The sequence below is a fragment of the Pedobacter chitinilyticus genome, from assembly GCF_003313385.1.
GTDB lineage: Bacteria > Bacteroidota > Bacteroidia > Sphingobacteriales > Sphingobacteriaceae > Pedobacter > Pedobacter chitinilyticus.
Map to the genome: position 1 here is coordinate 111,044 of NZ_QMHN01000002.1, position 20,959 is coordinate 132,002.

The window sequence follows — 20,959 nt, forward strand, 5'->3', positions numbered from 1 at the left end:
ACCATTCTAATGAAAGTCATCTCTATCGCGCCCATCATTTAAGAATTTCTGGGATAAGCCATATCTGATGTTATTGAATTTGCTTTCCTGCTTCATCGAAAGGAAATAGTTGATGTTTTCATCCGTTTCTCCCCAACGTTCCAGAACGAATGAGATCATGATAAGGTGCTCATAGACAAATGGAAGTTCCACTTCCGCCGGCATTGTCACACGATAGCGCTTTATTATCTCCAAGAGGTAAGGCGTAAACCTTCTCAGATATTTTTCGTTGAACTTGTTATAGAAAAAATAGGCAATATATTTCAGACAGGATTCCAGACATGGCTCAGATTGCAACAATAGTTTATTCAGAAGTGCAATAATATGCATTTCATAGGCCGTGCGCTCATTGCGATAGTACAATAGACTCATCAACTCATTTACAGCGCCCAATACGTTATTATGCTCCCTGCTGGTTAGTCCTTCCAAAAGGTCATTATAGCTCCTCTGTTGGATATGGTGACGATCTATAAGATCAACAGTTTCATCATAACCAGGAAGTGTGTGCAACACCTGCTTCTCGTCTCTGAGAAAATCACGCATCTCTTCCAGAATGAAGGCGAACAGGTTTTCAATCATCGAAGCGCCCTGACGGACTTGCATCCACTCATTGATCTTTGCGGTGGTCTCCCGCAATTTTTGATAGATGACCGCAATTTCGGCGGGACTCCATTGAAGCCCTGTTACGGTATGGTTTTCTTCGCGGAGAGCCGTTAAGGAAATAAATTCCGAATTACCGGAAACCCCAGTGCTGTCTGGCCTGAATCCCGCATTCCAGAGGTCGCTGCTCTTAAGAATGGCATCCTTGATTTGTTGCAAAGCTCTCTCCCGTTTAAACGCACCGTCGGGTATCTTTTGGATCAGCTCATCCGTACCGATGAAGTGCAAAAATATTCGCCAGGATCTCGGATTGCTTACCTTTGAATAGTCCATATCCATCACCACGTTGCTGATTGCCAGATTCTCACCTTCAGTAAGAAGCTCCGACATGTTGCCTAACGCAAAGATCAGATTGGGTTGTTCATTTAACCTGTCGATAATAGGGAAAAAGCCCTTTACAAGTAACTTCCTAATTTCGGCTGATTTATGTTTAAGGGCATGGTTATTGGCCAATGCGTAAAGATAGTCACTCACAAGATCAGAAGGCACTTCCGATTTTTCAATGGCGTTCAAGCACGTATCGACCACTATGGCCAAAATTTTGGGAGCCTGAACATATCTGAGCGCTTTTTCCAGGAAATCGTCGCTTCTGTCGAATCTTGGTACAAATAATTTTCCATTTTTCTCCGCGTCTTTCCAATACTGTTTAAAAAATGGTTCCCAGAGCGATGGACTAACGGCAAGTACCAGCTCCGAAAGAAAAATCGGAATGCTTTTGAGATATTTTCTGGGAACATGTTTATCTGAATAGGCATGGGTCGTACTGCTTGCTATCCTTTCCAGCTCTTCGTTGGTAATATGTTCATTGTAGATATAGTCCTGGGCCAATCTTTTTAACATTTTCTCATCGCTATACTGTAGTGCATAAAAAAGCGTAGGAAAAGGATAATAAGAAAAAGATCTGCTTGCGACCAGATAAAAATCATCGCTACTAAGCCAAGCGGTGTAATTACCAACAGCAGGAAAACCGCTCTGCATAAGGAGACCTAATACCTGAAAGCTAAGTCCGTGGTCAGAATTATTGGTAAGGGTGATAGAACGGTTGAAACTTGCTTTACCACTACCATATGGAACAATTTTTTTCCTTGCCCTTTTCAGCTGATCAATCAGAAGCGTTACATGTTGGTTTAACTCATGTAATCCCTTGGCCTTTAACTGACGCCTTTCTTCTAGCTGCGCTCGGTCATCTCCATACCGTTCCCGAAGTCCCGAAAGGAGTTCAAGTTTATAAAGATGTTCCTGAAGATTTCTTTGAGTCTCTTCTTTTAGCACTCCCCTGGCCCGCTGCTGATCAATCAAGCTTAAAAGCCCGGCTTTATTGATTAGCCAATGACCATTGGCGCGCCAAATGGCCAACGACCTGTTCATGCTGCTAAAATTCAGATTTATGGCATCCTTAAGCGCTACGAGATACGACAGTTCTTGCTGGATTTTTCCATTTTTGGCCACCTCCAAAACTTTGATAATACTAACAGCCCGGTCATTTTCCAGCTTCCAGATTGAATCTCGGAGATCTTCCAAAAGAAATCCAAAGTGAGCATCTCTTCCAGCTTTCTCCCCCATCCCCATTAGAAATGCAAATTCGTTCGTAGTTTTATCAAAGATCGAGGAATGCGGATAATACTGTGATCTGATCAGCTGCAATATGCCAAATAGTTCAGCTGAAGGTATCTTGGTTTTCCGGTCCCGAACATAACGAACATAGTTTTGCAGAAAATCCGCACGCACAGCATCATAGTTAAAGTGTGGTGAGGGGAGTCTGTTAAATTCTGCCAGTTCTCCGATATCAATTAGTCTTCGGCTAAAACTTTTTTCATTCGGTATTTTACGATCCATGCTTCGAATTGGCAGCTCTTTACACAGGTTTTCATATTGGCTCCTTTTGTAAAGTTCCACAGCCGCCACTGCTCTGGCCTGCGACGCGGTTTTCCTCAAATAATCAAAAAATAGAGAAAACACCGCCTTAATGTGTAGTGCCTTCTGCGCTTTGCTCATCGTATCAAAATCCGCCGACGGATCGATATCTCCCCCGACTTCCCTTTTTAAAAAAGCAACACAATCAGGATGGAGAATCGGGATGAAGGCAATTTGATGGTTCTCATGGAAGATTGCAGTAGCGGCATCTGCCGGCTTGTTTGATGTGCCGATCAGATAAATCTTTTTCATGCCGCCCTTATCATCGTGCTCAAGTGGTTTTTTGAAAATAATATCACGCACCCATCCAATCCACGCCAGAAAGTTCGGATCGGTACCTGAAAAACCGACCAGGCAAAAAGCTTCACGAAGCAGAGAAATCCTCATAAGCTGGGTGAAAGCCTCGTGTTTAGTCGGATAGGTATCATAGTCCTCCTGACAGATAACATAATGTTTTCTTGGATCAGTATCGAACCCAAACTTATCTTCAGGGCTTAGCCTTAAAGATCCATGTAATTTAATAATGTTTCCATTACGTTTAAGGGCCAGCTCCGCCGAATGCCGTACGAGATTTGCGCAGTCCCGTAACTGCTCTTCCACCTTGTTAAGAAGCTCCTTATGTCGATCTAATTCTGACTTCTTCCAATATAACTCCCCATTTACCTGTCCCTGTGGAGCACGCTGCTCCGCCAAGCTCCTTTCATGCTGATCCCACTCCTCTTTTTCAGCATCACTTAGCACATATGAAAGATTTCGGATCTTATACCCCTCAACCTTCTTTTCCAGATCGGTGATCAGGTCATCTATATCCTTCTTTTTTTGGCCGAGCTCCTCAAGTTCCTTCTCGAGTGCATCCATGATCTCCCTTGTCATTTTTTTTTGTTCCGTCAGAGATCTTTCCAAGTCTTGATCGGTACAGGATTCCAAAAGATTGTCATAATTGGTCGTGAAGATGTTGTTCCATGGCAACCTGACCAACTTTTTATGCAGCTCCAGATCTTTATCAGTGAGGACTCGCTTTTTAGGTACACCGTCAAGATCATAACAGAGATTATGCTCCTTATCAACAAACGGTGTTACCTGCTCGATGTAGTGTTCCAGTGCTTCCCTGTAGCCCATACGGTCTCTGTACAGGCTGGGCACCTTAAGGTAGCCTACTTCATCAATAAATTCATTGTACCTGTTTTCGAGGTAAGCTTTCTTTTTGCTTGCGGGTAGCTTGGTCTTTTTGAAATCCTCCTCAAATTGTTTGCCTTTGATCTTGTCTACCATCCGATAGAGCAATTGTCCCCAACTGGGAAAGGCCGGATCAACATTCTTACTAAAGCCTGCCCCTACCAATATGGAAAGGTCTTGGCCGCTGAGATTTTTCTGAAGCTTTTCCAGATGGTGAACATAAGGTGTGTTAGAGCTCATTTAGTGTGGGCGTAAAAGGTTATTTGGCCTTTAAAATTATCCATTTACTTTTTGCAATCCAAATTACATTCCCTATAGGGTAACGAGACTTTGATACCCTTCGGTTTCATTTAATAAAAGTATCTTTACTTCATGAAGTCAAACTTTACATTAACTGTAGCGGAACATCAGCTCGACCTTATTTCAATGAATGCAGGATGTCCTAAACTATTCCAGATTTTTGTCAATGTCGAAGGACAAAGGAAACGCTTCCATTTACAAGGTGATGGAGCAACCTATCTTTCATTTGCCAATCCAGAGGATTGTCCCCCATTTCTTTTGGCTCTCGAAAAGGACATTGCCAACATGATATTCGACCAATACAGAAAAATTAGTTAACTCCATACAACAGCTGAGCATGCAGACAGATAAAGCAATCACAAACCACACGGAGGACAAACTGAATAGAGAGATGTTTGTCAACGCATTGGCCCAGGAAATCCTCGCAATCCAGAATCGAGATTGTACAGTGATCGGTCTATATGGTAAATGGGGGGCGGGAAAGACCAGCATTATCGGATTATTGGAACAGCTTCTGCATGAGAAGTATTATTTCACTGCCTATTTTAATCCTTGGAGATACAAATCCGAGGATATTATCCTTAGGGAACTGTTCATGAAGATAATAGAAGGCGCACGCAGCGATCGCAAGCTAGAAAGCAAATGGGAGAAACTGGGCGTGCTATTCTCAGAGTACGGTCAGTTTATTTCTCTGCCTTCTGCAAATATCAAAGGTATAAAAGTAGATTTTTCCAAGCCATTGCAAGGGCTGGTTACAGGCTTAGGAAGATTATTTAAGGGAAAATCAACAATAGATGATAAGAAGGCCGCCATCAACGAGATTCTTGACCAACTTGCGGTGCCTCTGGTGATCTTCATCGATGATGTCGACAGGCTTGATGTAGCTGAAATCCGTTCGCTATTTAAGCTGGTCAAACTGACCGCAGACTTTAATAAGCTAATCTATATCATTGCCTTTGATGAGGATATAGTAGCAAAAGCCTTGGCACAGAACTATGGCACCGGTGAACCTGGCGACGGCAAGGCCTTCCTGGAAAAGATAGTCCAACTGCCATTGAGGATTCCAACTGTACCCAATAAGGAACGATTTACATACACCATAAATCTTCTTAACGAATGGGCCCAATCACAAGCTTTCGAGTTTCCCGAAAAATATCAAGCGTTATTCGTCAAACATTTCAAAGATCTTCATGACAACTTTATCAAGACACCCAGGGATTCCAAACGCCTATTGAATGCCGTCTCCTTTTCCTATCAATGTCTAAGGGATGAAGTAAATGTTTACGATATCGTTCTGCTAGAAACAATACGCATATTTCTTCCCGCGGTTTTTGACGAGCTTTTAGCGGTACAAAGCGAGCTTTTCAAGTTGCAAACGGGGGAGAACGGCTACACGATAAACAATAAAAAAAGCGATGCAGGCGTTGCTTTTGAAAAGCGTATAAACATGTATGCGCACACCCTTCCACTTATAGCTGATGTAACGGATTATCTCTTTCCCTTCAACAATCTCTTTAATCTCGGCTTTAATAGTAACAGAAGCGAAAAGATTGCAGATCTTTTCGCCCACCAACGGGTCGCCATCCGAAGGTATTTTGACCGTTTTACCGAGTTTAAGATTGCAGGGGAAGACATTTCTGACCTAGAGTTCAAAGGTATTCTTTCCAGGTTCAACACTTTACCCTATTCGGAACTTACTGATGAAATACAACGGCTTTGCATGTTCCCTAAAAATGACATCTACCGACTGTTCCATTATTTCAGAAGTCAATTGGAAGAGACAGGTAAGATAAACGTTGCAACCATGCTGTGTACGAAAGAACATTTCTACTTCGACAACTCATTTGAATCAAGATTTTTCAGGATGATAGACTTATCGCTAGAGCTTTTAGCCGGAGTTGGCCAAATGAAACGTATCGAGAGCCTAAGACAGATTATATTCACCTGTCCAAGCATCCATCATTCACTGTCCATCATCTATGACGCACAATATGTAAGTGATAGGCAAAGAGATGCTAAATTTCATCCAATTGAAGCACTAAAGGATATCACAAAAGAGTACATTTTCAAGATACAACGGTTGCCCTTAGCTGATTATTTTAAAAATGTCGATGATGAAAAATGTGATATCCTCTGCCATCTGATTGACCAGTACGGTGACGCAGAAAAATTCAGGACGGAACTGATCAACTTTTTAGATCAAAAACCTGAAAACGTCATGCTGTTCATAAAATCGATGTTGCCCATGAGCTATATCAATATGTCTCCGATTGGCCAGTATAGCAACCGCATAGATTATGACAAGTTCCGCACCATTGAACAATATGTCCGAAGGGAGGTACTTATTGAAAAATGTCTAATTGTGTACCCCGATGCATACCAAAAAATAGATATTAACCCAGATGAACGCCAAAGCATGGAAATTGATCATAAGATCATTATTCAATACCTGCTGTTTGCACGGTCTGAACAGGCGACAGAGATGTCGGATGGTTGAAATGATGCACTCAATTTTCTATCTGTTTGAAATTACAATTATCACCTATCACACCTGAATAGTCTATCATTTTAATCCCTCACAAAAGACTTACATGGCCCTTCTAAAGACAAATCTTACACTAGGAAATCGATTTGTTATACTTGATGGCAACTACGATAAAGCGCAGCTATCTTTTATAGCACCAGACCCTAAAGATCGCAGTAAACTTACTGTGGTTACTTATGACCACCCTGGAGAACCGATCATTACGCCTTTGGACAACTTCAGTTCGGATTACTTTCCAGACCTATTACACCCTAGAATAATCCTGACCAGAAGACAATCAGAATTACGTTCGATATTTATCAAGATCCAGCATGAACTTGCGCAAACCCTATATGGTTCCAGTAACCGTCGGCTTACACTTAACCAAACCCTGAAGAAACTGGTTAGCCTGGGCTGCGCGGACAATTCCGAAGCCGAGGCCATGCTAATGCTCTATCTGGCAAGGGGGCTTTTCACATTTACCAAACTAAAGAAAGAGGGCTACATTTCGTTAAACAAGAACCTGCAAGGCATGGAGGACATGAAGCGGTTCCTGCATAGCATTACCGACGAGCTTATTTCAAAAAGCGACCGTATCGAGCTATTGGTCAAGCACAACGTTTCAAAGGGCAATTACAGGGAAATGCTCCTGCGCTCTGTTCTGCAGAAATATGTTCCTAAAAAATATGAAGTAGTTACCGGTTTCATCGAAGGCTGCCATCGCCAGTGTGATATCATCATCTACGATTCGCACAATTTCTCCCCCTATTTCCGTGAAGGCGATCTTGTTGTAGTTCCACATCAATCAGTGCGTGCGGTCATCGAAGTGAAGACGACCTTGGATGCCGGTGCGCTTGAGGAGGCGCTAGACCTATTATCGGACATCTCAAGGAATTATAATGATCCTGCTCCTTTCTTTAGGGCAGTCTTTGCCTTCAAAAAGGGTAATTATAAAACAGACGAAGCCTTGGCAACGGCGGTCAAGAAGTTCTACCACCGTAAGGATGCCAAAAGCGGAAAAGACAATACGATCCATGCTCTTTTCGAAACGATCAATACCTTCTGCGTGATGGATGAACAATGCCTGGTAACCGATGTGGTCGATTATACTTTCAATGACCATTCGATAAGGCCCAGGATATATTCGGTGAGATCTTCGACGACCGATCTGAGAGTTTATTCGGCTGCATTCTTCAGGGAACTGTTTTCCTATCTGGATGTCGAAAAACGTGCTAAAAGAGTTACCAAGGATTATTTCTGGTGGCTCAACGGGGAAATGCTTTATTACCATATACTCGATCTTTACGACAGGAGTTGGAAACCCCTTACGCAATTCAAGAACGAGCACGACTGGACCGAAGACGGCTTATGGCAACGGGTGTCCGATCTGTACAACTGGAAAGCTGGATTGGTCAGTGCACAGGATATGGAAGAAAAATATTTTGCTGAAATACTCCATCCCAGGGACCTGCAAAAGATTGCCAAAGGAGGATATCCATTTTAACAGTCCTCTGGCTGGAAAATACGCTATAAGCACCTTCCCTTTACCCTATAGCGGACCTCCGATCCCCTTTCTCAGAGGTACCGTTACCAACTATTTGCGTTGACCTATGCCCGCTGCCACGCACGGGCCTGCCCCAGGCTAAGGCCATTGCGGCCAGCGGCTGATCTGCCCTTCCAAACAGACTATGCAAAGCTACGGACGGCCATTGTCCTCCGAAACTCTTCGGCGCAGTGCCTGCGCCTTGCCTTGCGGTTTCCCAAAAAAAATCTCCACCGACCGGTTCCGCCCTTTCCCGAAAGTTAGGGCGGCGGTCGGTCGTATTTTTTTCCGGAAAACTTTCTCCGGAAAATGACAGTCCGTTCCCGGGCAACGGTTTGAAAGGCCAGGCTAACGCCGCTTTTGAGCCCCACAATGACCGGGAGCCTAGTGGCCGAGTTCCCGCAGTGGTCCAAAGCGGGCAAATTGGCCACCTGAACAGCAAATAGCCTAGTAAGGGCCCGGCATCGGAGAAAGCGGGTTGGAAACCAACTGTCCGGCTACCTGAGTAAAAAGAACGTCTGCTGGTACACCTCCAGCACTGATGAGACCTCAGGTAGGTCGAAACGTAAACAAAAATGGCTTATGCACTATTATGAACATGCGCTGCTAAGTGCACACAAATTTGGCTGCGCAATCGAAGACACCTTGCAGCTCCACAAACTGATGGATAGCTCCAAGTTCTTCTTTCCCGCCAGCCAGCACAGGTTGTTCTCGCACAACACATGGTTTGTCCATGTCCTTACCGAACTGATCGGTGACACCATTCCAAACTCCGTTAACGGCCAAAGACTATCTACGCGGGACGTGCTGTACGAGCACCTGCGCGAAGACCATAACGGAAAGACCCCATCGCTGCAGGACTGGCTCGGCTGCCTGCACTTTGAGCTGGACGAACAGACAAGGACCTGGTTCAACCACCCGCGGGGCAGCGACAAGAACCTGCTCAAAGAAATCAAATCACTGATCCTAAACCCCATTGACAATGAACAACCTACCCCTATCGATGCAACAGCGATGTGACGAGCTCACCGCTTCTGGCGCAGAACTGTCCCTTACCTGGCAAGGTGGCGGCGACGAGGGCTGCTTTGATCTGCTACTGGACGAAAAACCTTTGGAAGAGCAGAGTGAGCTGGAACAGGAGATCATACATTTCATGGAAGAGGCCATTGGCTATGGCTCATTTGCCGGAGAATTCTACACCGAAGGCAAGCTGGTGTATAACCATATCACGAAATGTTTTGGTGGAACCGATAACTACTCCGACAGTGAAGGGGCCACCAGGGAGTGCCAGATCGCCATCCACGTGCCCGAGCACATTTGGTTCGAGCACCTGGTTATCAACATAAGGGTCGAGTACGAAGACGCCAATCCAGAGGTCAGCATCGAGCCACGCCTGAGAAATGGCCCCCTGCCACCTGAACTTGATAGGCTGATCGCCAAATGGGAACGGTACCTTCGTGCAAAGTTCGCAACCGAGATCGACCAGTTGGAAGATTTCGAGTTTATGGCCATCGAACTCATCGCCGAGCGCTCCCAATTCACGGTGATCGGAGATATACTTCGCTTTGAGATCGATGCATTTGACTATAGCAAGTCTGTATCGAGCGAAAAGGAACTCTCTATCTACTTCACTGAAGAAGCCAAGAACCTGGCAGACCAGCAATATACCCTGCCGCTCTGAGCAGGTCATTATTAAACTTTCAATTTTAAGATCATGGATTTAAAACAGATTCAGCAGGCAAGCTACTATGTCAGCGGCCTGCAGGGCTTTGTACTCTCCGAGGCCATGCGCCTATGGAAAACCAAGTTCGAAACACTCCAGGATTTCCAAAGGGAGGTGATCATCCATCACAGCCTGAACGAACTCGGAAATTTTGTTTCAGAGATGTGGGAAACGATAGCGCCCATCACCATTGCACAGGCGCTGTCAGAACAGAACCTGGAAAAGCGAAGGGTCATGTTCGACTGCATCGGCGTTGCCAAACTCTTCGCCGGCCTGGAAGCGAAACTGCTCGATAAGACAACGCTCCAGAAAGTGCGCACACGCTGGGACGAGGAAAACAAACCCTATCGGCACACCTTCGAGGACACCTATGAGCTCTATCAGATCGATAGCGAGAAGCTCTTCGGCGTACAGCCCACCTTGCGCCAACTGACACCGGTATTTGCGGTGCGCTGCTGGTGCACGACAACCTCCAGGGAATATTGGATCTACGTGCCCGAACTGGCAGCACTTGGTGTTCAGCGCTGGCAGCTTAAGGATGCCAAACCAGACGCGATCAGGGCCATCGCATGGACGATAAGGATCGATATCACCGAGCCCAAAAGGATCTACCGACAGGGCGATATCATCGTCGTGGAGGAATCGGAAAATTCGAGGGAAGTAGCGCCCTATCACCTAAACAGGGAACAGTACCTGGAACTGATGTATTCGGAAACCTAAAAACAATAGTTATGTACACAAACAAAGCAAAAAGGCTTGTCCTTGGAGAGGGCGAGACTATCGGGCACAAACATGTGCTGGAGTCAAGTAAAGAGATCAGCTACCGAAGGGTGGACAATTGCATCCACCTTTTCCTACAGGGCACCGGGGTGCTGACGCACGACGAACACGACAGGATCGTGCTCAGCAAGCAGAAGTACCGAAGCTATCATCAGGTCGAATTCAATCCGATGGATGGCAGCATCAGCGAGATCTTCGACTGATCGATCAATTCACAGGGGGCCACGGCCCCCTTTTTTATTCACCTAAACTTTCAAGAAATGGGACAATACTATAAGGCCGTCAACCTGGACAGGCAAGAATTCGTATCACCATATACCTACCATAGCGGCGCAAAACTGATGGAGCATTCGTGGCTGTACAGTCCGATGGTCAATGCGGTAGTAACGGCAATAGCGCCTGCCGGAACCTGGCATGGGTGCAGGCTGGTCTGGGCTGGCGACTACATGGACGAACAGCTTTTTCTAAAGGGACTGGGCAAAAGGGCCAGATCGTTCAAAACACTTTATGACTGCTGCCAGTCCCCCGATGAAACCGATACGCCCTGTATCGCACCTGCCCAGCTAAAGATCACCGATGGCCCCGCAGGAGCTTACCTGGCCAACCATGATAAAAAACAACAGGTTGCCCTTAGCGATCTGCCCGAAGAGGACCCCAATGAAAAGGGCTGGCACATCCATCCCCTGCCACTGCTATGCTGCTCGGGCAATGGCCGTGGCGGCGGAGACTTCAGGGGCGAAAATCCATACACGGGGAGCTGGGCCGGGGACAGGATCTCGGCCGAGTACGGCCCTTTGGAAGGCTACCAGTTAATCGTCCCGGCATTCACCGAGCAGCAGGACAATCATGAACGTTAAAAATTACTGCGATGGATACCAACATCAAAATTGCCCAGGCAAGTATCTACGTGGGCACCTACTTCAAATACAACTCTGGTTCGCTCCAAGGTAAATGGATGGACCTTTCGGAATTTTCTACTAAGGAAGAGTTCTACAGGGCGGCCTACGAACTGCACAAGGATGAGCAGGACCCCGAACTGATGTTCCAGGATATGGAGCACATTCCCGATAGCCTGGCCAGCGAAAGCTGGCTGTCGGCAAAATTCTTTACCGTTCGCGATGCATTGGAGGGCCTGGAAGAAAAGCTGCACGAGCCCTTTTTCATGTGGTGCAACAACGACCACTATGATCTTTCCAAGGAGGACATCGATGAGCTGATCTCTTCCTTTGCCGACTGCTATCAGGGGCTATACGATAGCCAGGAGGATTTCGCGCGCCAGTACGTGGCGGAACATCATCAGCTAAGCGAATTTTCGCTCAACTACTTCGATTATGAAAGCTATGCCCGCGACCTTTTCTGCGAGAGCTTCTGGTACGATGGCGGCCATGTATTCACCAACAGTTAAGCTTCTACATATGCATCGCGAACGATTTTCTCCTGAACGGCTGAGGCTGATCCGGAGGCTAAGGAGGGCACGCAGGCTCTACCGGAAGATGCCACTGTTTGCCTTTGACCTCATGCGTGCCGAAGACCCTAGCTACACCTATGAAGAATTCGTGGATGACCTCCGTCTTCGAAACAAACCGAAGGTGCGCAAAGCCAAAGATCAGGCGGTCAGCTTTGGCAGGTATTACCGCATTAGAAAGCTTTTGGCGGGCTATCATGCCAGTGGCGATACAGAATTACTGCTTGCAGCTTCAAAGCTCTGGCAGCGCCTTAGAAAGCCCTATGTGGTGGTAGCCAAGCTGAAGGACGAACGATTCGAATTTCATTTTCCACCAAAGGTTCCCATCGAGCGCATCGAAACATTCACCCTTGACCTGCGGCATTGCAAAACCATAGCGCAGGTTCAGGAATGCTACAGGCGTTTCAGCTCAACGATCAACCTTTACTAATCAACAATATCATGGAAACAAAACCATTAGCACTCATGAAGGCCACCGAACGGGGTGCCCTTTTGGCTGATCTTTTTCCCGAGGAGATCGACAGCCTGATCAATTTCATCGATGGCATGTGCCTGACCATGCTCGAAGAGAAAGCGCATGCCATCAGCCTTGCAAAGAAAATGGATATCCCCTATGGCAGGTGGATCAGGGCGGTGAAGAAGAGCAAGAAGATGATCGACACCTACAGGCCCAAACAGGAGCTCAGGTTCCTGATGATCCTTTTGATGGGCGGGGATGACCTGGAGTACTTCAACATGTACTGCGCCAATTTGATGGTCACCACCCGTAGTTCCGAAAGCCATTCGGAGCAGTGCTTCCACCACGCCATTCACATGCTCTTTGACTAACGGTCCTGGCCATGGAAGCGCTGACCATACTTTCCTTCGGTGCGGGCCAGGACAGTACCTGTATCCTGTACAAGATCATCTATGATGCGGCTTTCAGGGAGCGTTATGTAAACGGAAAATTGCTGGTGGTCATGTCGGACACCGGCAACGAGCATCCGCACACCTACAGGCATGTGCGTTATATCGGGGACCTGTGCAGGGAGCACGGCATCCCCTTCCATTTCCTGCGCAGCTCAATGGGATACCATCCCCGAACCTGGCCATCGCTCCAGGGGCAGTTCATTGCCAATTCGACCATCATGTCGATGATGTTTCCAAGGACCTGCACCGACAACCTGAAGATCAAACCTATCTATGCCTTCATCGACGACTACCTCGGACGGACCTATTACGGTTACACAGATCCGCAGATCGCAAAGGGCAAGCAGTTCATCAAGCGTTTTGCGGCCCAGCACGGCAAGATCAAAATGATCCTGGGCATAGCCGCCGGTGAAGAGGGCCGGATCAAAAGTTCGGCAAGAAAGCAGCTCAGGGCCTCACAGCTCAAACTCTTCACCAGAGCCAGGCGACAGATCCCCCAATGGATGGAACTTGCCATCGAGAAAAGCTACCCGTTGGTCGAACTGGGCATGGACAGAAGGGCATGCCAGCAGTATATCACCTCTACGGGCCACGCCGTCCCCTATCCTTCCAACTGTATGATGTGCCCTTTTCTGAGCAAGCCCGAAATGTTGTGGCTCTACAGGAACCTTCCCGATGAGTTCGGCCGATGGGTGCAGCATGAACGGCGCAAGATCAGCCGAAGTGCAGGCCGGCGCATCAACCACGGGGTGAAGGGAGAAAAAACACTACCGGAAATTTTACGGGAAGCCATCGAGCAATTCGGCCACCTGACCAACACTGAACTGGACGAGCACAAAATGAGCCATGGCCACTGCGTGCGCTCCAGTTTCTAAAACACCATAAAAATCCAACATCATGACAACAAAAACCAAAACAAGAAGGCAGAAAGTGCTGTCTAGGACAGCTGTGCCTCCAGGTAGGAAAACCGATCAGCCACAGACGGCCGACAACTACCTCAACATCGCCACCAACCTGATCGACATCAGTCCCCTCAACCACAGGAAGTACTATGACGAGGATGCGCTCAAATCATTCGGTACCGAACTAAAGCAACATGGCATCATTTCACCGATCATGGTCCGTATCGTCAAACCGGGCAGATATGAGCTCGTTGCAGGAGAAAGAAGGTTCAGGGCTTCCAAACTTGCAGACCTGCAGACCATGCCCGCAGTGGTCAGGGAGCTGACCGACGAACAGGTCATCGAAATACAGCTGGCCGAAAACATCCAGCGGGAAGATCCCCATCCACTTCACGAGGCACAGGGCATCGCACAGCTCCAGACCCTTGGCCTGTCCATCGAGGAGATCTCTGCCCGGTTGGGACGTAGCAGGAAGTATATCTTCGGGCGTATCCGCCTGGCCTCGCTGATCGAACCCTTGCAGCTCATTTTCCTAGCAGGAAAGTTCAGCCTTGCCGATGCCAATGCCATCGCCGCAATATCGGCCGACGGACAGCAGGAATTCTTCAAGCAGGAATGTAGGAACTGGCAGAAAAAGGAGTTCCGCATCTACAACCTGAGCGGCATACTGAACCAGTATCGGTACGATCTTAAAAGAGCGCCGTTCGATACCAAGAACAAAATGCTGGTGCCAGAGGCCGGGGCCTGTACCAAATGTCAGTTCAATACCGCAGTGCTCAAAGAGCTCTTTCCCGAGGAAGCCAAATCGGCCACCTGTACCAACAAGACCTGTTACCAGTCCAAATGCAGCGCGCACTTCAACCTGATGATCGCCTCTGCCGTTTCCGAACATCAACCAATTGCACTGATCACGGGCTACAATGTGTCGGAACGTACCCTTGCAGCGCTAAAGGCAAGTCCGCTGACCAGGGACCTGCCTATCCACCAGGCCGATGAGATCACCATCTTCGAAGAACCTGTGATGCCGACAAAGGAGGATTTTACCGATCCATGGGCACAGGATGACGATGAAGATGCCGAGTTCGACCAGGAGGGATTTGAGGTGGCACTACAGGAACACCAGGCCGAGCTATTGGAATTCCAGCAGATCAGGGAACGTGAGAGTACAAAGATCGGGCTAAGGGTTTGGGACTCCAGTGTGAAAGCGGTGCTTTTCAATACCGAAAGGCCACGCTCTGCCCGCTACGGTTCGGCGGCATCGGTCACTTCAAAACAGGTCCAGGAAGCGATCAAGAATGGTACGGCTACAGTCGAGCTCCTTATCGGAGAAGTGGCAAGGCTAAAGGGACGCGAAGAGCGGGCAAAGCAGATCGATCGCGATAAGGTACAGGCGGCCGTGCACCACCAGTTCGCCGAACATTACCAGCAGCTTGAGCACAACCTGGAGCAGACCGATGCAGATACCTGCGCCCTGCGTCTTCTGATCTTCGAGGGACTGGACTACCACAGCAGGAACAAGGTGAAAGCGACCATTTTTGACCAGCAGCCCGATGAAGCAATGGACGAACAGGAAGCGACCTACCAGGCACTGTGCAACCTTACCCTGCAACAGCACCTTCTTTTGGTGCGCATGGCCCTTGCGGCCAAACCGGAAAGCAAACTTCCTCGAAGCCAGGCCGCCTATACCCTGTACAAGGTCGCGGAGCAATCGGGACTGGATGTAGTGGCCATCGAAAATGCCCAACAGGAAATTGCCGAGGCAAGAAAGGCGCGGATGGAAACAAAGGTGGCCCTATTGGACAAGAAAGTGGAAAGGTTGCAGCAGGTCACCCTGGAGGCGGAATGAAGGGACCCGAAGGTCCCTTCCATTAGCCCTTAAGCTGTTGGATGGCATTGAGCTTCCTTGCCAGCTCGGTAAGGCCCGATTTTTCCATAAACCCGTCCACGAGCTCCCGCAGTTCTTGGAGCGATTCGGCGGGCATGGCCTCCATCATACCGGTGCCATCTTTTGCATCCAGGCCGCGCTCGACCACCTGCGAAAGCAACAGGACCATTTTGCGCGAAACCTTTACATCGATGCGCACGCTTTCGTTCATGCCCGGGATACACAACAGTGTATCATAGAGCAGCTGTTCATTCTTGTTAGCCATAATCTCAATCTTAAATCAACTTCACCATGCAAAGCTATCAAAATGCCCGAGCACCCACCCGTACCATTTTGGTACAGGTTGCCCAAATACCGGTTATGCTGGATAATTTCGTATCACTAGAACAGAGGGGAGGAAAAAATGTGCAGCGCAAAAAATAACAGGATCACCTGTAAACAGGCAAGGGAAATCGATCTGGTAGATTTCCTTTCCAACATCGGGATCGAACCGGCCAGTGTAAAGGGCCACCAGTTCTGGTACCACTCCCCTTTCAGGGACGAACAGACCCCCTCGTTCAAGGTCAACGGCGCCATCAACAGGTGGTACGATTTCGGGGATGGCACCAATGGTAGCCTGATCGACCTTGGCATCAGGCTAAAAAACTGTAGCGTCAGGGAATTCCTGCAAATGCTCGAAAGCGGAACATTCACCCACTGTCCCCATCGGCCCGGTGAGACGAATGTTGATGGACCAGCCATTGCTGTCCTCAGCAATACTGCGCTAAGCTCGCCCGAGCTGGTCTCCTACCTTAGCTCGAGAAAGATCACATTGCAAGTGGCCAACCGATACTGTAAGGAGATCCATTACAGCTGTAATGGCCGAAACTATTGCGCCGTAGGTTTTGCCAACCGTTCCGGCGGATTTGAGCTGCGCAGCAAAAACTTCAAGGGGACAGTTTCTCCGAAGGACTACACACTGCTTTGCCAGGGCCGAGCCGAGCTTGCCGTATTCGAGGGTTTCATCGACTTTATGAGCTACCTGCTGATCATGGGGAAAGATCCCCAACAGGATTACCTTATCCTCAATTCGCTTGCTTTCTTCCAAAGGGCAATGGAATGCATGATGGGCTATAGCCGCGTGCAGCTTTGGACCAATAACGACGATCGCAGCAATGAGGTCGTGAGCATGGCCCTGGGGCATTCCGACATCTTTGTTGACCAGCGGAACTTCTTCTTTGGGTACAACGATCTCAACGACATGCTCAACAATAAACCAATTGTTCAACGCATAAAAAAAAGCTAAAGCTTCGATCGGGTTTCAGCTACCAGGGGTTCCTGTTGGCACGCGAACCCGGCAAGATGTTCCGAAGTATCACACTTCGGTTTTTTGGGCCTTCCTCGGAACTCGGCGGCCCTGAAATAAATGGATAGACTGACGCATTTGGTGAAGGAGAAAAGTGATGGAGAAAAAGACAAAAACGATCAGAAAAAAATGGCTGCATGTAAGGCTCGATGACCAGGAGCACGCACAGATGATGCAAGCAATGGCAAGGTCGACCGAGAAGAAACTGAGTTCCTACGCACGCAAACTATTACTTTCAAAACCTATTACGATCGTGCACCGTGACGGCTCGGTGGATGCCCTGGTTGCCGTTCTGGTGAAGGTACAGAACGACCTGAACGGCATCGCAAACAACTACAACCAGATGGTGCATAAACTGCACATGAGCGATACCTCCGGGCAGGTCAAGGCCTGGATTTCCCTGTACGAAAAGGAAAAGCGCGAGCTCTTTGAGAGCATCGCCCAGATGAAGGAACTGATTGGTGAGGGGGCAAAAAAATGGTTGCGATAATCGGTTCGGGAGTCTCCATCAGGCGTGCTTTTCTGTACAACGAGCACAAGGTCGAAACAGGTGCGGCCAGGTGCATCATGGCGGCAAACTATCCACTTGAAATCGACCAGATGCAGCAGGTGCACCGGCTTAAAATGCTGACCAAAACAGCGTCACTCAATCCCGATGTGAAGCGCAACTGCATCCACATCAGCCTGAATTTTGCACCGACCGAAAGTCCCTCGGACCAACTTCTCTCAGAGATCGCCACCGAATATATGGACCTGATCGGGTTCGGGGGACAGCCCTTTTTGGCCTACCGCCACCATGATGCGGGCCACCCGCACATCCATATCGTATCGACCAATATCAGGCCCGACGGCAGTCGTATCGACACCTTTCAGATCGGCAAAAAAAAGTCCGAACCTGCTCGGAAACTGCTGGAGAAAAAGCATGGCCTGGTAGCTGCAGAGCAGCAGAAAAAACACCTCTACACTCCCGTTGCGATCGATCCGGCAAAGGTGATCTACGGCAAACAGGACACCGTAAAGGCCATCTCGGCTGTACTGCAAAATGTACTTTCCGACTATAGATATACATCGCTTTCCGAGCTGAATGCCGTACTGGGCCTCTACCATATCCAGGCCAGCCGCGGAGCCGAAAATTCGAGGACATACAAACATCGCGGGCTGCTCTACAGGGTGCTAGATGGCCAGGGGCAACCTGTAGGCGTACCCTTAAAGGCAAGCGCTATCCATAACAATCCAGGGCTAAAATTCCTTGAAAAGAAATACCTGGCCAATGATGTGCAGCGTGCAGATTTTAGGGCCAGGACCTGTTCGAAGATCGATCTGGTGCTGCTCAGGAATGCCAACCTTGACCTTGGCCAGTTCATCCAAAAGCTGAAAGAAGCGGCGATCGATGTAGTGCCAAGGATCAATGAAAAGGGACAGCTGTACGGCCTGACCTATGTCGACCACCAGCACCGATGTGTGTTCAACGGCAGTGCCCTTGGAAAGAAATATACCGCAAGCGCAATCTTAAAACAGCTCCGGGCCAAGCCTCCGCAGCCTATCCCGTCTGCCGTCAAACAGGCCGGAACAAGCGCTATCCCATCTTTGGAAACCACCGCTTCCCAGCCACCGCAACAGCCAAACAGTGCTGAAAAAAGCAATCATGAAAACACCCTGCTAGATGAGCTGATGGGCTACCAGTACGCCGACCAGCATGTCCCTCTTGCCTGGAGGAAGAAGAAAAAGAGAAAGAAAAAAAGATAACACCAACATTTAAGGGAGGAAAAATCATGGCACTTCAAACAGGCGAGAACGAACAGGCACTGCGCAAGATCACCGACTTCACCAGGTTGATCAGCGTAACGATCCTACTGCTCCATTTTTATTACGAATGCTACCAGGTCTTTGCTGGCATGGGCATTTCTACCAAGCTTACCGACCAGTTGCTCGGCAACATCGCCCGAACGGGACTGTTCTCATTTTTTGTAAAGCCCAAGCTCATTGCCCTTGGCCTTTTGGCGATCTCACTGCTTGGCGCAAAGGGAAAAAAGGATGAAAAGCTTGGCTACAGAACGGCTTTGGGCTACATCGTTACCGGGCTCTGCTGCTATTTTATTTCGTGGCTCGCCCTACATGCTCCGCTTGAAATCGCAGCACGGACGACCCTTTATATCGCTATCACCTCCCTTGGCTTCCTGCTTGTACTCAGTGGCGGCACCATGCTGACCAGGGTGATCCGCGATGCACTGAACAACGATATCTTCAACTCGGAAAACGAGACATTTCCACAGGAGGAAAGGCTCCTTGAGAACGAATATTCCATCAACCTGCCTGCCCGCTACCAGCTCAAAAGCCGTATCCGTAACAGCTGGATCAACATCATCAATCCCTTTCGCGGACTGCTCGTACTGGGTACGCCAGGGGCCGGTAAAAGCTATTTCGTCATCCGCCATATCATTACCCAACACATCAAAAAGGGCTTCACCATCTTCGCCTACGATTTCAAGTTCCCCGACCTTTCGGTAATCGTCTATAATACCTGGCTGGCCAACAGGCACCTGTATAAAGAAAACTGTGCCTGTTATTTCATCAACTTCGATGACCTTTCCCGCAGCAACAGATGCAATCCACTAGACCCTTTATCGATGACCGACATCACCGATGCGGCCGAAAGTGCGCGCACGATCATGATGGGACTTAACCGCGAATGGATCAAAAAGCAGGGTGATTTTTTTGTTGAGAGCCCGATCAATTTCCTGACGGCCATCATCTGGTTCCTTCGAAAATACCAGGGCGGAGAGTACTGCACCCTTCCCCACGTCATCGAATTTATGCAGCTCCCCTACGATGATCTTTTCACGGTACTACGCTTGGAAAAGGAGATCGAGGTCTTGGTCAATCCTTTTATCAATGCCTATATAAACGATGTCATGGAACAGCTCGAGGGCCAGATCGCCTCTGGAAAGGTTGCCATTGCAAGGCTCTCCTCCCCGCAGCTATACTATGTCCTTTCTGGCAATGATTTTACGCTCGACATCAATAATCCCCGAGAACCCAAGCTGGTCTGTTGCGGCAACAATCCGCAAAAGATACAGATCTACGGGGCGGTGCTCTCGCTCTATGTCAACCGCCTGGTAAAGCTCGTCAACCAAAAGGGGAAGCTCAAATCGAGCCTGATTTTTGATGAATTCCCTACCATCTACCTCAACGGGATCGACAGTCTGATTGCTACCGCCCGTAGTAATAAGGTTGCCACAACTTTGGGCATACAGGACCTCTCACAGCTGCGAAAGGACTACGGAAAGGAACAGGCAGATGTGATCATGGGCATCGTCGGAAACATCGTTTCCGGCCAGGTGACAGGCGATACGGCCAAGCAGCTTTCCGACCGAATCGGAAAGATCATGCAGGACCGCCAGAGCCTTTCGATCAATTCCGGCGATACCTCCATCAGCAAGAGCAAACAGCTTGAGGCTGCCGTTCCACCCTCTAAGATCGCTGCCCTAAGCAGTGGAGATTTTGTAGGAATGGTCGCCGACAATCCCGAAGAGAAAATCTCGCTAAAAGCCTTCCATTGCCAGATCATCAATGATCACAAGGCACTGAGTGAAGAGGAAAAGGCCTACAAACCCATACCCATCATACGCAAGGTCGACAATGATATGGTGCAGCGCAACTACCAGCAGATACGCCAGGAGGTGCAGGATATCGTCTATGCCGAGATACAGCGAATGATCCAGGACCCGAAACTCGAGCATCTGATCATCCGAAAAAACTAGCTGGCCGCGGTCAACTTTTAACCATGATTAATC

General features: G+C 48.4%; 19 protein-coding genes. 17 read left to right on the forward strand and 2 right to left on the reverse strand.

Annotated features, from left to right (window positions below):
- Window positions 1–6: 6 nt before the first annotated feature.
- Entirely contained in the window at window positions 7–4,029 is a 4,023-nt protein-coding gene (locus tag DUT70_RS07390) for an SIR2 family protein (RefSeq protein WP_113646694.1), read from the reverse strand.
- 132 nt (window positions 4,030–4,161) lie between these two features.
- Between DUT70_RS07390 and DUT70_RS07395 the strand changes: the two genes are divergently transcribed.
- The 13 genes from DUT70_RS07395 (at window position 4,162) to DUT70_RS07460 (ending at window position 15,781) form a co-directional block, all read left to right on the forward strand.
- Window positions 4,162–4,407 carry a hypothetical protein gene (locus DUT70_RS07395; RefSeq protein WP_113646695.1) on the forward strand — a complete coding sequence of 82 codons (246 nt, stop codon included), beginning with the start codon at window positions 4,162–4,164 and terminating at the stop codon, window positions 4,405–4,407.
- Window positions 4,408–4,426: 19 nt separating this feature from the next.
- Window positions 4,427–6,586: a KAP family P-loop NTPase fold protein gene (locus DUT70_RS07400; RefSeq protein WP_113646696.1), complete on the forward strand. Its 2,160-nt coding sequence runs from the start codon at window positions 4,427–4,429 to the stop codon at window positions 6,584–6,586.
- Window positions 6,587–6,680: 94 nt separating this feature from the next.
- Window positions 6,681–8,117, forward strand: coding sequence for a DUF6602 domain-containing protein (locus DUT70_RS07405; protein WP_113646697.1), 1,437 nt, complete (start codon window positions 6,681–6,683; stop codon window positions 8,115–8,117).
- 621 nt (window positions 8,118–8,738) lie between these two features.
- Window positions 8,739–9,176 carry a DUF6915 family protein gene (locus DUT70_RS21130; protein ID WP_128353331.1) on the forward strand — a complete coding sequence of 146 codons (438 nt, stop codon included), beginning with the start codon at window positions 8,739–8,741 and terminating at the stop codon, window positions 9,174–9,176.
- On the forward strand, window positions 9,139–9,837 hold the full coding sequence (locus tag DUT70_RS07415) for a hypothetical protein (protein ID WP_128353332.1): 699 nt from the start codon (window positions 9,139–9,141) through the stop codon (window positions 9,835–9,837). Before DUT70_RS21130 ends, DUT70_RS07415 begins: the two co-directional genes overlap by 38 nt.
- A gap of 33 nt (window positions 9,838–9,870) precedes the next feature.
- Window positions 9,871–10,599, forward strand: a complete 729-nt coding sequence (locus tag DUT70_RS07420) for a hypothetical protein (RefSeq protein WP_113646700.1) — start codon at window positions 9,871–9,873, stop codon at window positions 10,597–10,599.
- Between the two features lie 11 nt (window positions 10,600–10,610).
- Window positions 10,611–10,862 carry a hypothetical protein gene (locus tag DUT70_RS21135; protein ID WP_128353333.1) on the forward strand — a complete coding sequence of 84 codons (252 nt, stop codon included), beginning with the start codon at window positions 10,611–10,613 and terminating at the stop codon, window positions 10,860–10,862.
- 57 nt (window positions 10,863–10,919) lie between these two features.
- On the forward strand, window positions 10,920–11,516 hold the full coding sequence (locus tag DUT70_RS07425; protein WP_113646701.1) for a hypothetical protein: 597 nt from the start codon (window positions 10,920–10,922) through the stop codon (window positions 11,514–11,516).
- Between the two features lie 11 nt (window positions 11,517–11,527).
- Entirely contained in the window at window positions 11,528–12,064 is a 537-nt protein-coding gene (locus DUT70_RS07430; RefSeq protein WP_113646702.1) for an antirestriction protein ArdA, read from the forward strand.
- Window positions 12,065–12,176: 112 nt separating this feature from the next.
- A complete protein-coding gene (locus tag DUT70_RS07435) occupies window positions 12,177–12,554 on the forward strand; it encodes a hypothetical protein (protein WP_113646703.1) in 378 nt (125 codons plus the stop codon).
- Between the two features lie 11 nt (window positions 12,555–12,565).
- Window positions 12,566–12,952, forward strand: a complete 387-nt coding sequence (locus tag DUT70_RS21140) for a hypothetical protein (RefSeq protein ID WP_128353334.1) — start codon at window positions 12,566–12,568, stop codon at window positions 12,950–12,952.
- Window positions 12,953–12,963: 11 nt separating this feature from the next.
- A complete protein-coding gene (locus DUT70_RS21145) occupies window positions 12,964–13,908 on the forward strand; it encodes an adenine nucleotide alpha hydrolase family protein (protein ID WP_128353335.1) in 945 nt (314 codons plus the stop codon).
- 22 nt (window positions 13,909–13,930) lie between these two features.
- Window positions 13,931–15,781, forward strand: coding sequence for a ParB/RepB/Spo0J family partition protein (locus tag DUT70_RS07460; protein ID WP_113646708.1), 1,851 nt, complete (start codon window positions 13,931–13,933; stop codon window positions 15,779–15,781).
- Window positions 15,782–15,803: 22 nt separating this feature from the next.
- On the opposite strand, the gene DUT70_RS07465 is transcribed toward DUT70_RS07460, so the two are convergent.
- Entirely contained in the window at window positions 15,804–16,085 is a 282-nt protein-coding gene (locus tag DUT70_RS07465) for a hypothetical protein (protein WP_113646709.1), read from the reverse strand.
- Window positions 16,086–16,223: 138 nt separating this feature from the next.
- Between DUT70_RS07465 and DUT70_RS07470 the strand changes: the two genes are divergently transcribed.
- The 4 genes from DUT70_RS07470 to mobC all read left to right on the forward strand — a co-directional run bounded on the left by DUT70_RS07470 (window position 16,224) and on the right by mobC (window position 20,926).
- Window positions 16,224–17,105: a CHC2 zinc finger domain-containing protein gene (locus tag DUT70_RS07470; protein WP_113646710.1), complete on the forward strand. Its 882-nt coding sequence runs from the start codon at window positions 16,224–16,226 to the stop codon at window positions 17,103–17,105.
- Between the two features lie 157 nt (window positions 17,106–17,262).
- Window positions 17,263–17,655, forward strand: a complete 393-nt coding sequence (locus DUT70_RS07475; RefSeq protein ID WP_113646711.1) for a plasmid mobilization protein — start codon at window positions 17,263–17,265, stop codon at window positions 17,653–17,655.
- Window positions 17,643–18,911 carry a relaxase/mobilization nuclease domain-containing protein gene (locus tag DUT70_RS07480; RefSeq protein ID WP_113646712.1) on the forward strand — a complete coding sequence of 423 codons (1,269 nt, stop codon included), beginning with the start codon at window positions 17,643–17,645 and terminating at the stop codon, window positions 18,909–18,911. The genes DUT70_RS07475 and DUT70_RS07480 overlap by 13 nt, the downstream gene beginning before the upstream one ends.
- A gap of 26 nt (window positions 18,912–18,937) precedes the next feature.
- On the forward strand, window positions 18,938–20,926 hold the full coding sequence (gene mobC / locus DUT70_RS07485; RefSeq protein ID WP_113646713.1) for a conjugal transfer protein MobC: 1,989 nt from the start codon (window positions 18,938–18,940) through the stop codon (window positions 20,924–20,926).
- Window positions 20,927–20,959: the final 33 nt, after the last annotated feature.

What these genes read in the sequence shown, in the direction of transcription:
- DUT70_RS07390 (WP_113646694.1), bottom strand. Translation starts at nt 4,029, where the DNA reads ATGAGCTCTAACACACCTTATGTTCACCATCTGGAAAAGCTTCAGAAA.
- DUT70_RS07395 (WP_113646695.1), top strand. Translation starts at nt 4,162, where the DNA reads ATGAAGTCAAACTTTACATTAACTGTAGCGGAACATCAGCTCGACCTT.
- DUT70_RS07400 (WP_113646696.1), top strand. Translation starts at nt 4,427, where the DNA reads ATGCAGACAGATAAAGCAATCACAAACCACACGGAGGACAAACTGAAT.
- DUT70_RS07405 (WP_113646697.1), top strand. Translation starts at nt 6,681, where the DNA reads ATGGCCCTTCTAAAGACAAATCTTACACTAGGAAATCGATTTGTTATA.
- DUT70_RS21130 (WP_128353331.1), top strand. Translation starts at nt 8,739, where the DNA reads ATGCACTATTATGAACATGCGCTGCTAAGTGCACACAAATTTGGCTGC.
- DUT70_RS07415 (WP_128353332.1), top strand. Translation starts at nt 9,139, where the DNA reads ATGAACAACCTACCCCTATCGATGCAACAGCGATGTGACGAGCTCACC.
- DUT70_RS07420 (WP_113646700.1), top strand. Translation starts at nt 9,871, where the DNA reads ATGGATTTAAAACAGATTCAGCAGGCAAGCTACTATGTCAGCGGCCTG.
- DUT70_RS21135 (WP_128353333.1), top strand. Translation starts at nt 10,611, where the DNA reads ATGTACACAAACAAAGCAAAAAGGCTTGTCCTTGGAGAGGGCGAGACT.
- DUT70_RS07425 (WP_113646701.1), top strand. Translation starts at nt 10,920, where the DNA reads ATGGGACAATACTATAAGGCCGTCAACCTGGACAGGCAAGAATTCGTA.
- DUT70_RS07430 (WP_113646702.1), top strand. Translation starts at nt 11,528, where the DNA reads ATGGATACCAACATCAAAATTGCCCAGGCAAGTATCTACGTGGGCACC.
- DUT70_RS07435 (WP_113646703.1), top strand. Translation starts at nt 12,177, where the DNA reads ATGCGTGCCGAAGACCCTAGCTACACCTATGAAGAATTCGTGGATGAC.
- DUT70_RS21140 (WP_128353334.1), top strand. Translation starts at nt 12,566, where the DNA reads ATGGAAACAAAACCATTAGCACTCATGAAGGCCACCGAACGGGGTGCC.
- DUT70_RS21145 (WP_128353335.1), top strand. Translation starts at nt 12,964, where the DNA reads ATGGAAGCGCTGACCATACTTTCCTTCGGTGCGGGCCAGGACAGTACC.
- DUT70_RS07460 (WP_113646708.1), top strand. Translation starts at nt 13,931, where the DNA reads ATGACAACAAAAACCAAAACAAGAAGGCAGAAAGTGCTGTCTAGGACA.
- DUT70_RS07465 (WP_113646709.1), bottom strand. Translation starts at nt 16,085, where the DNA reads ATGGCTAACAAGAATGAACAGCTGCTCTATGATACACTGTTGTGTATC.
- DUT70_RS07470 (WP_113646710.1), top strand. Translation starts at nt 16,224, where the DNA reads ATGTGCAGCGCAAAAAATAACAGGATCACCTGTAAACAGGCAAGGGAA.
- DUT70_RS07475 (WP_113646711.1), top strand. Translation starts at nt 17,263, where the DNA reads ATGGAGAAAAAGACAAAAACGATCAGAAAAAAATGGCTGCATGTAAGG.
- DUT70_RS07480 (WP_113646712.1), top strand. Translation starts at nt 17,643, where the DNA reads ATGGTTGCGATAATCGGTTCGGGAGTCTCCATCAGGCGTGCTTTTCTG.
- mobC (WP_113646713.1), top strand. Translation starts at nt 18,938, where the DNA reads ATGGCACTTCAAACAGGCGAGAACGAACAGGCACTGCGCAAGATCACC.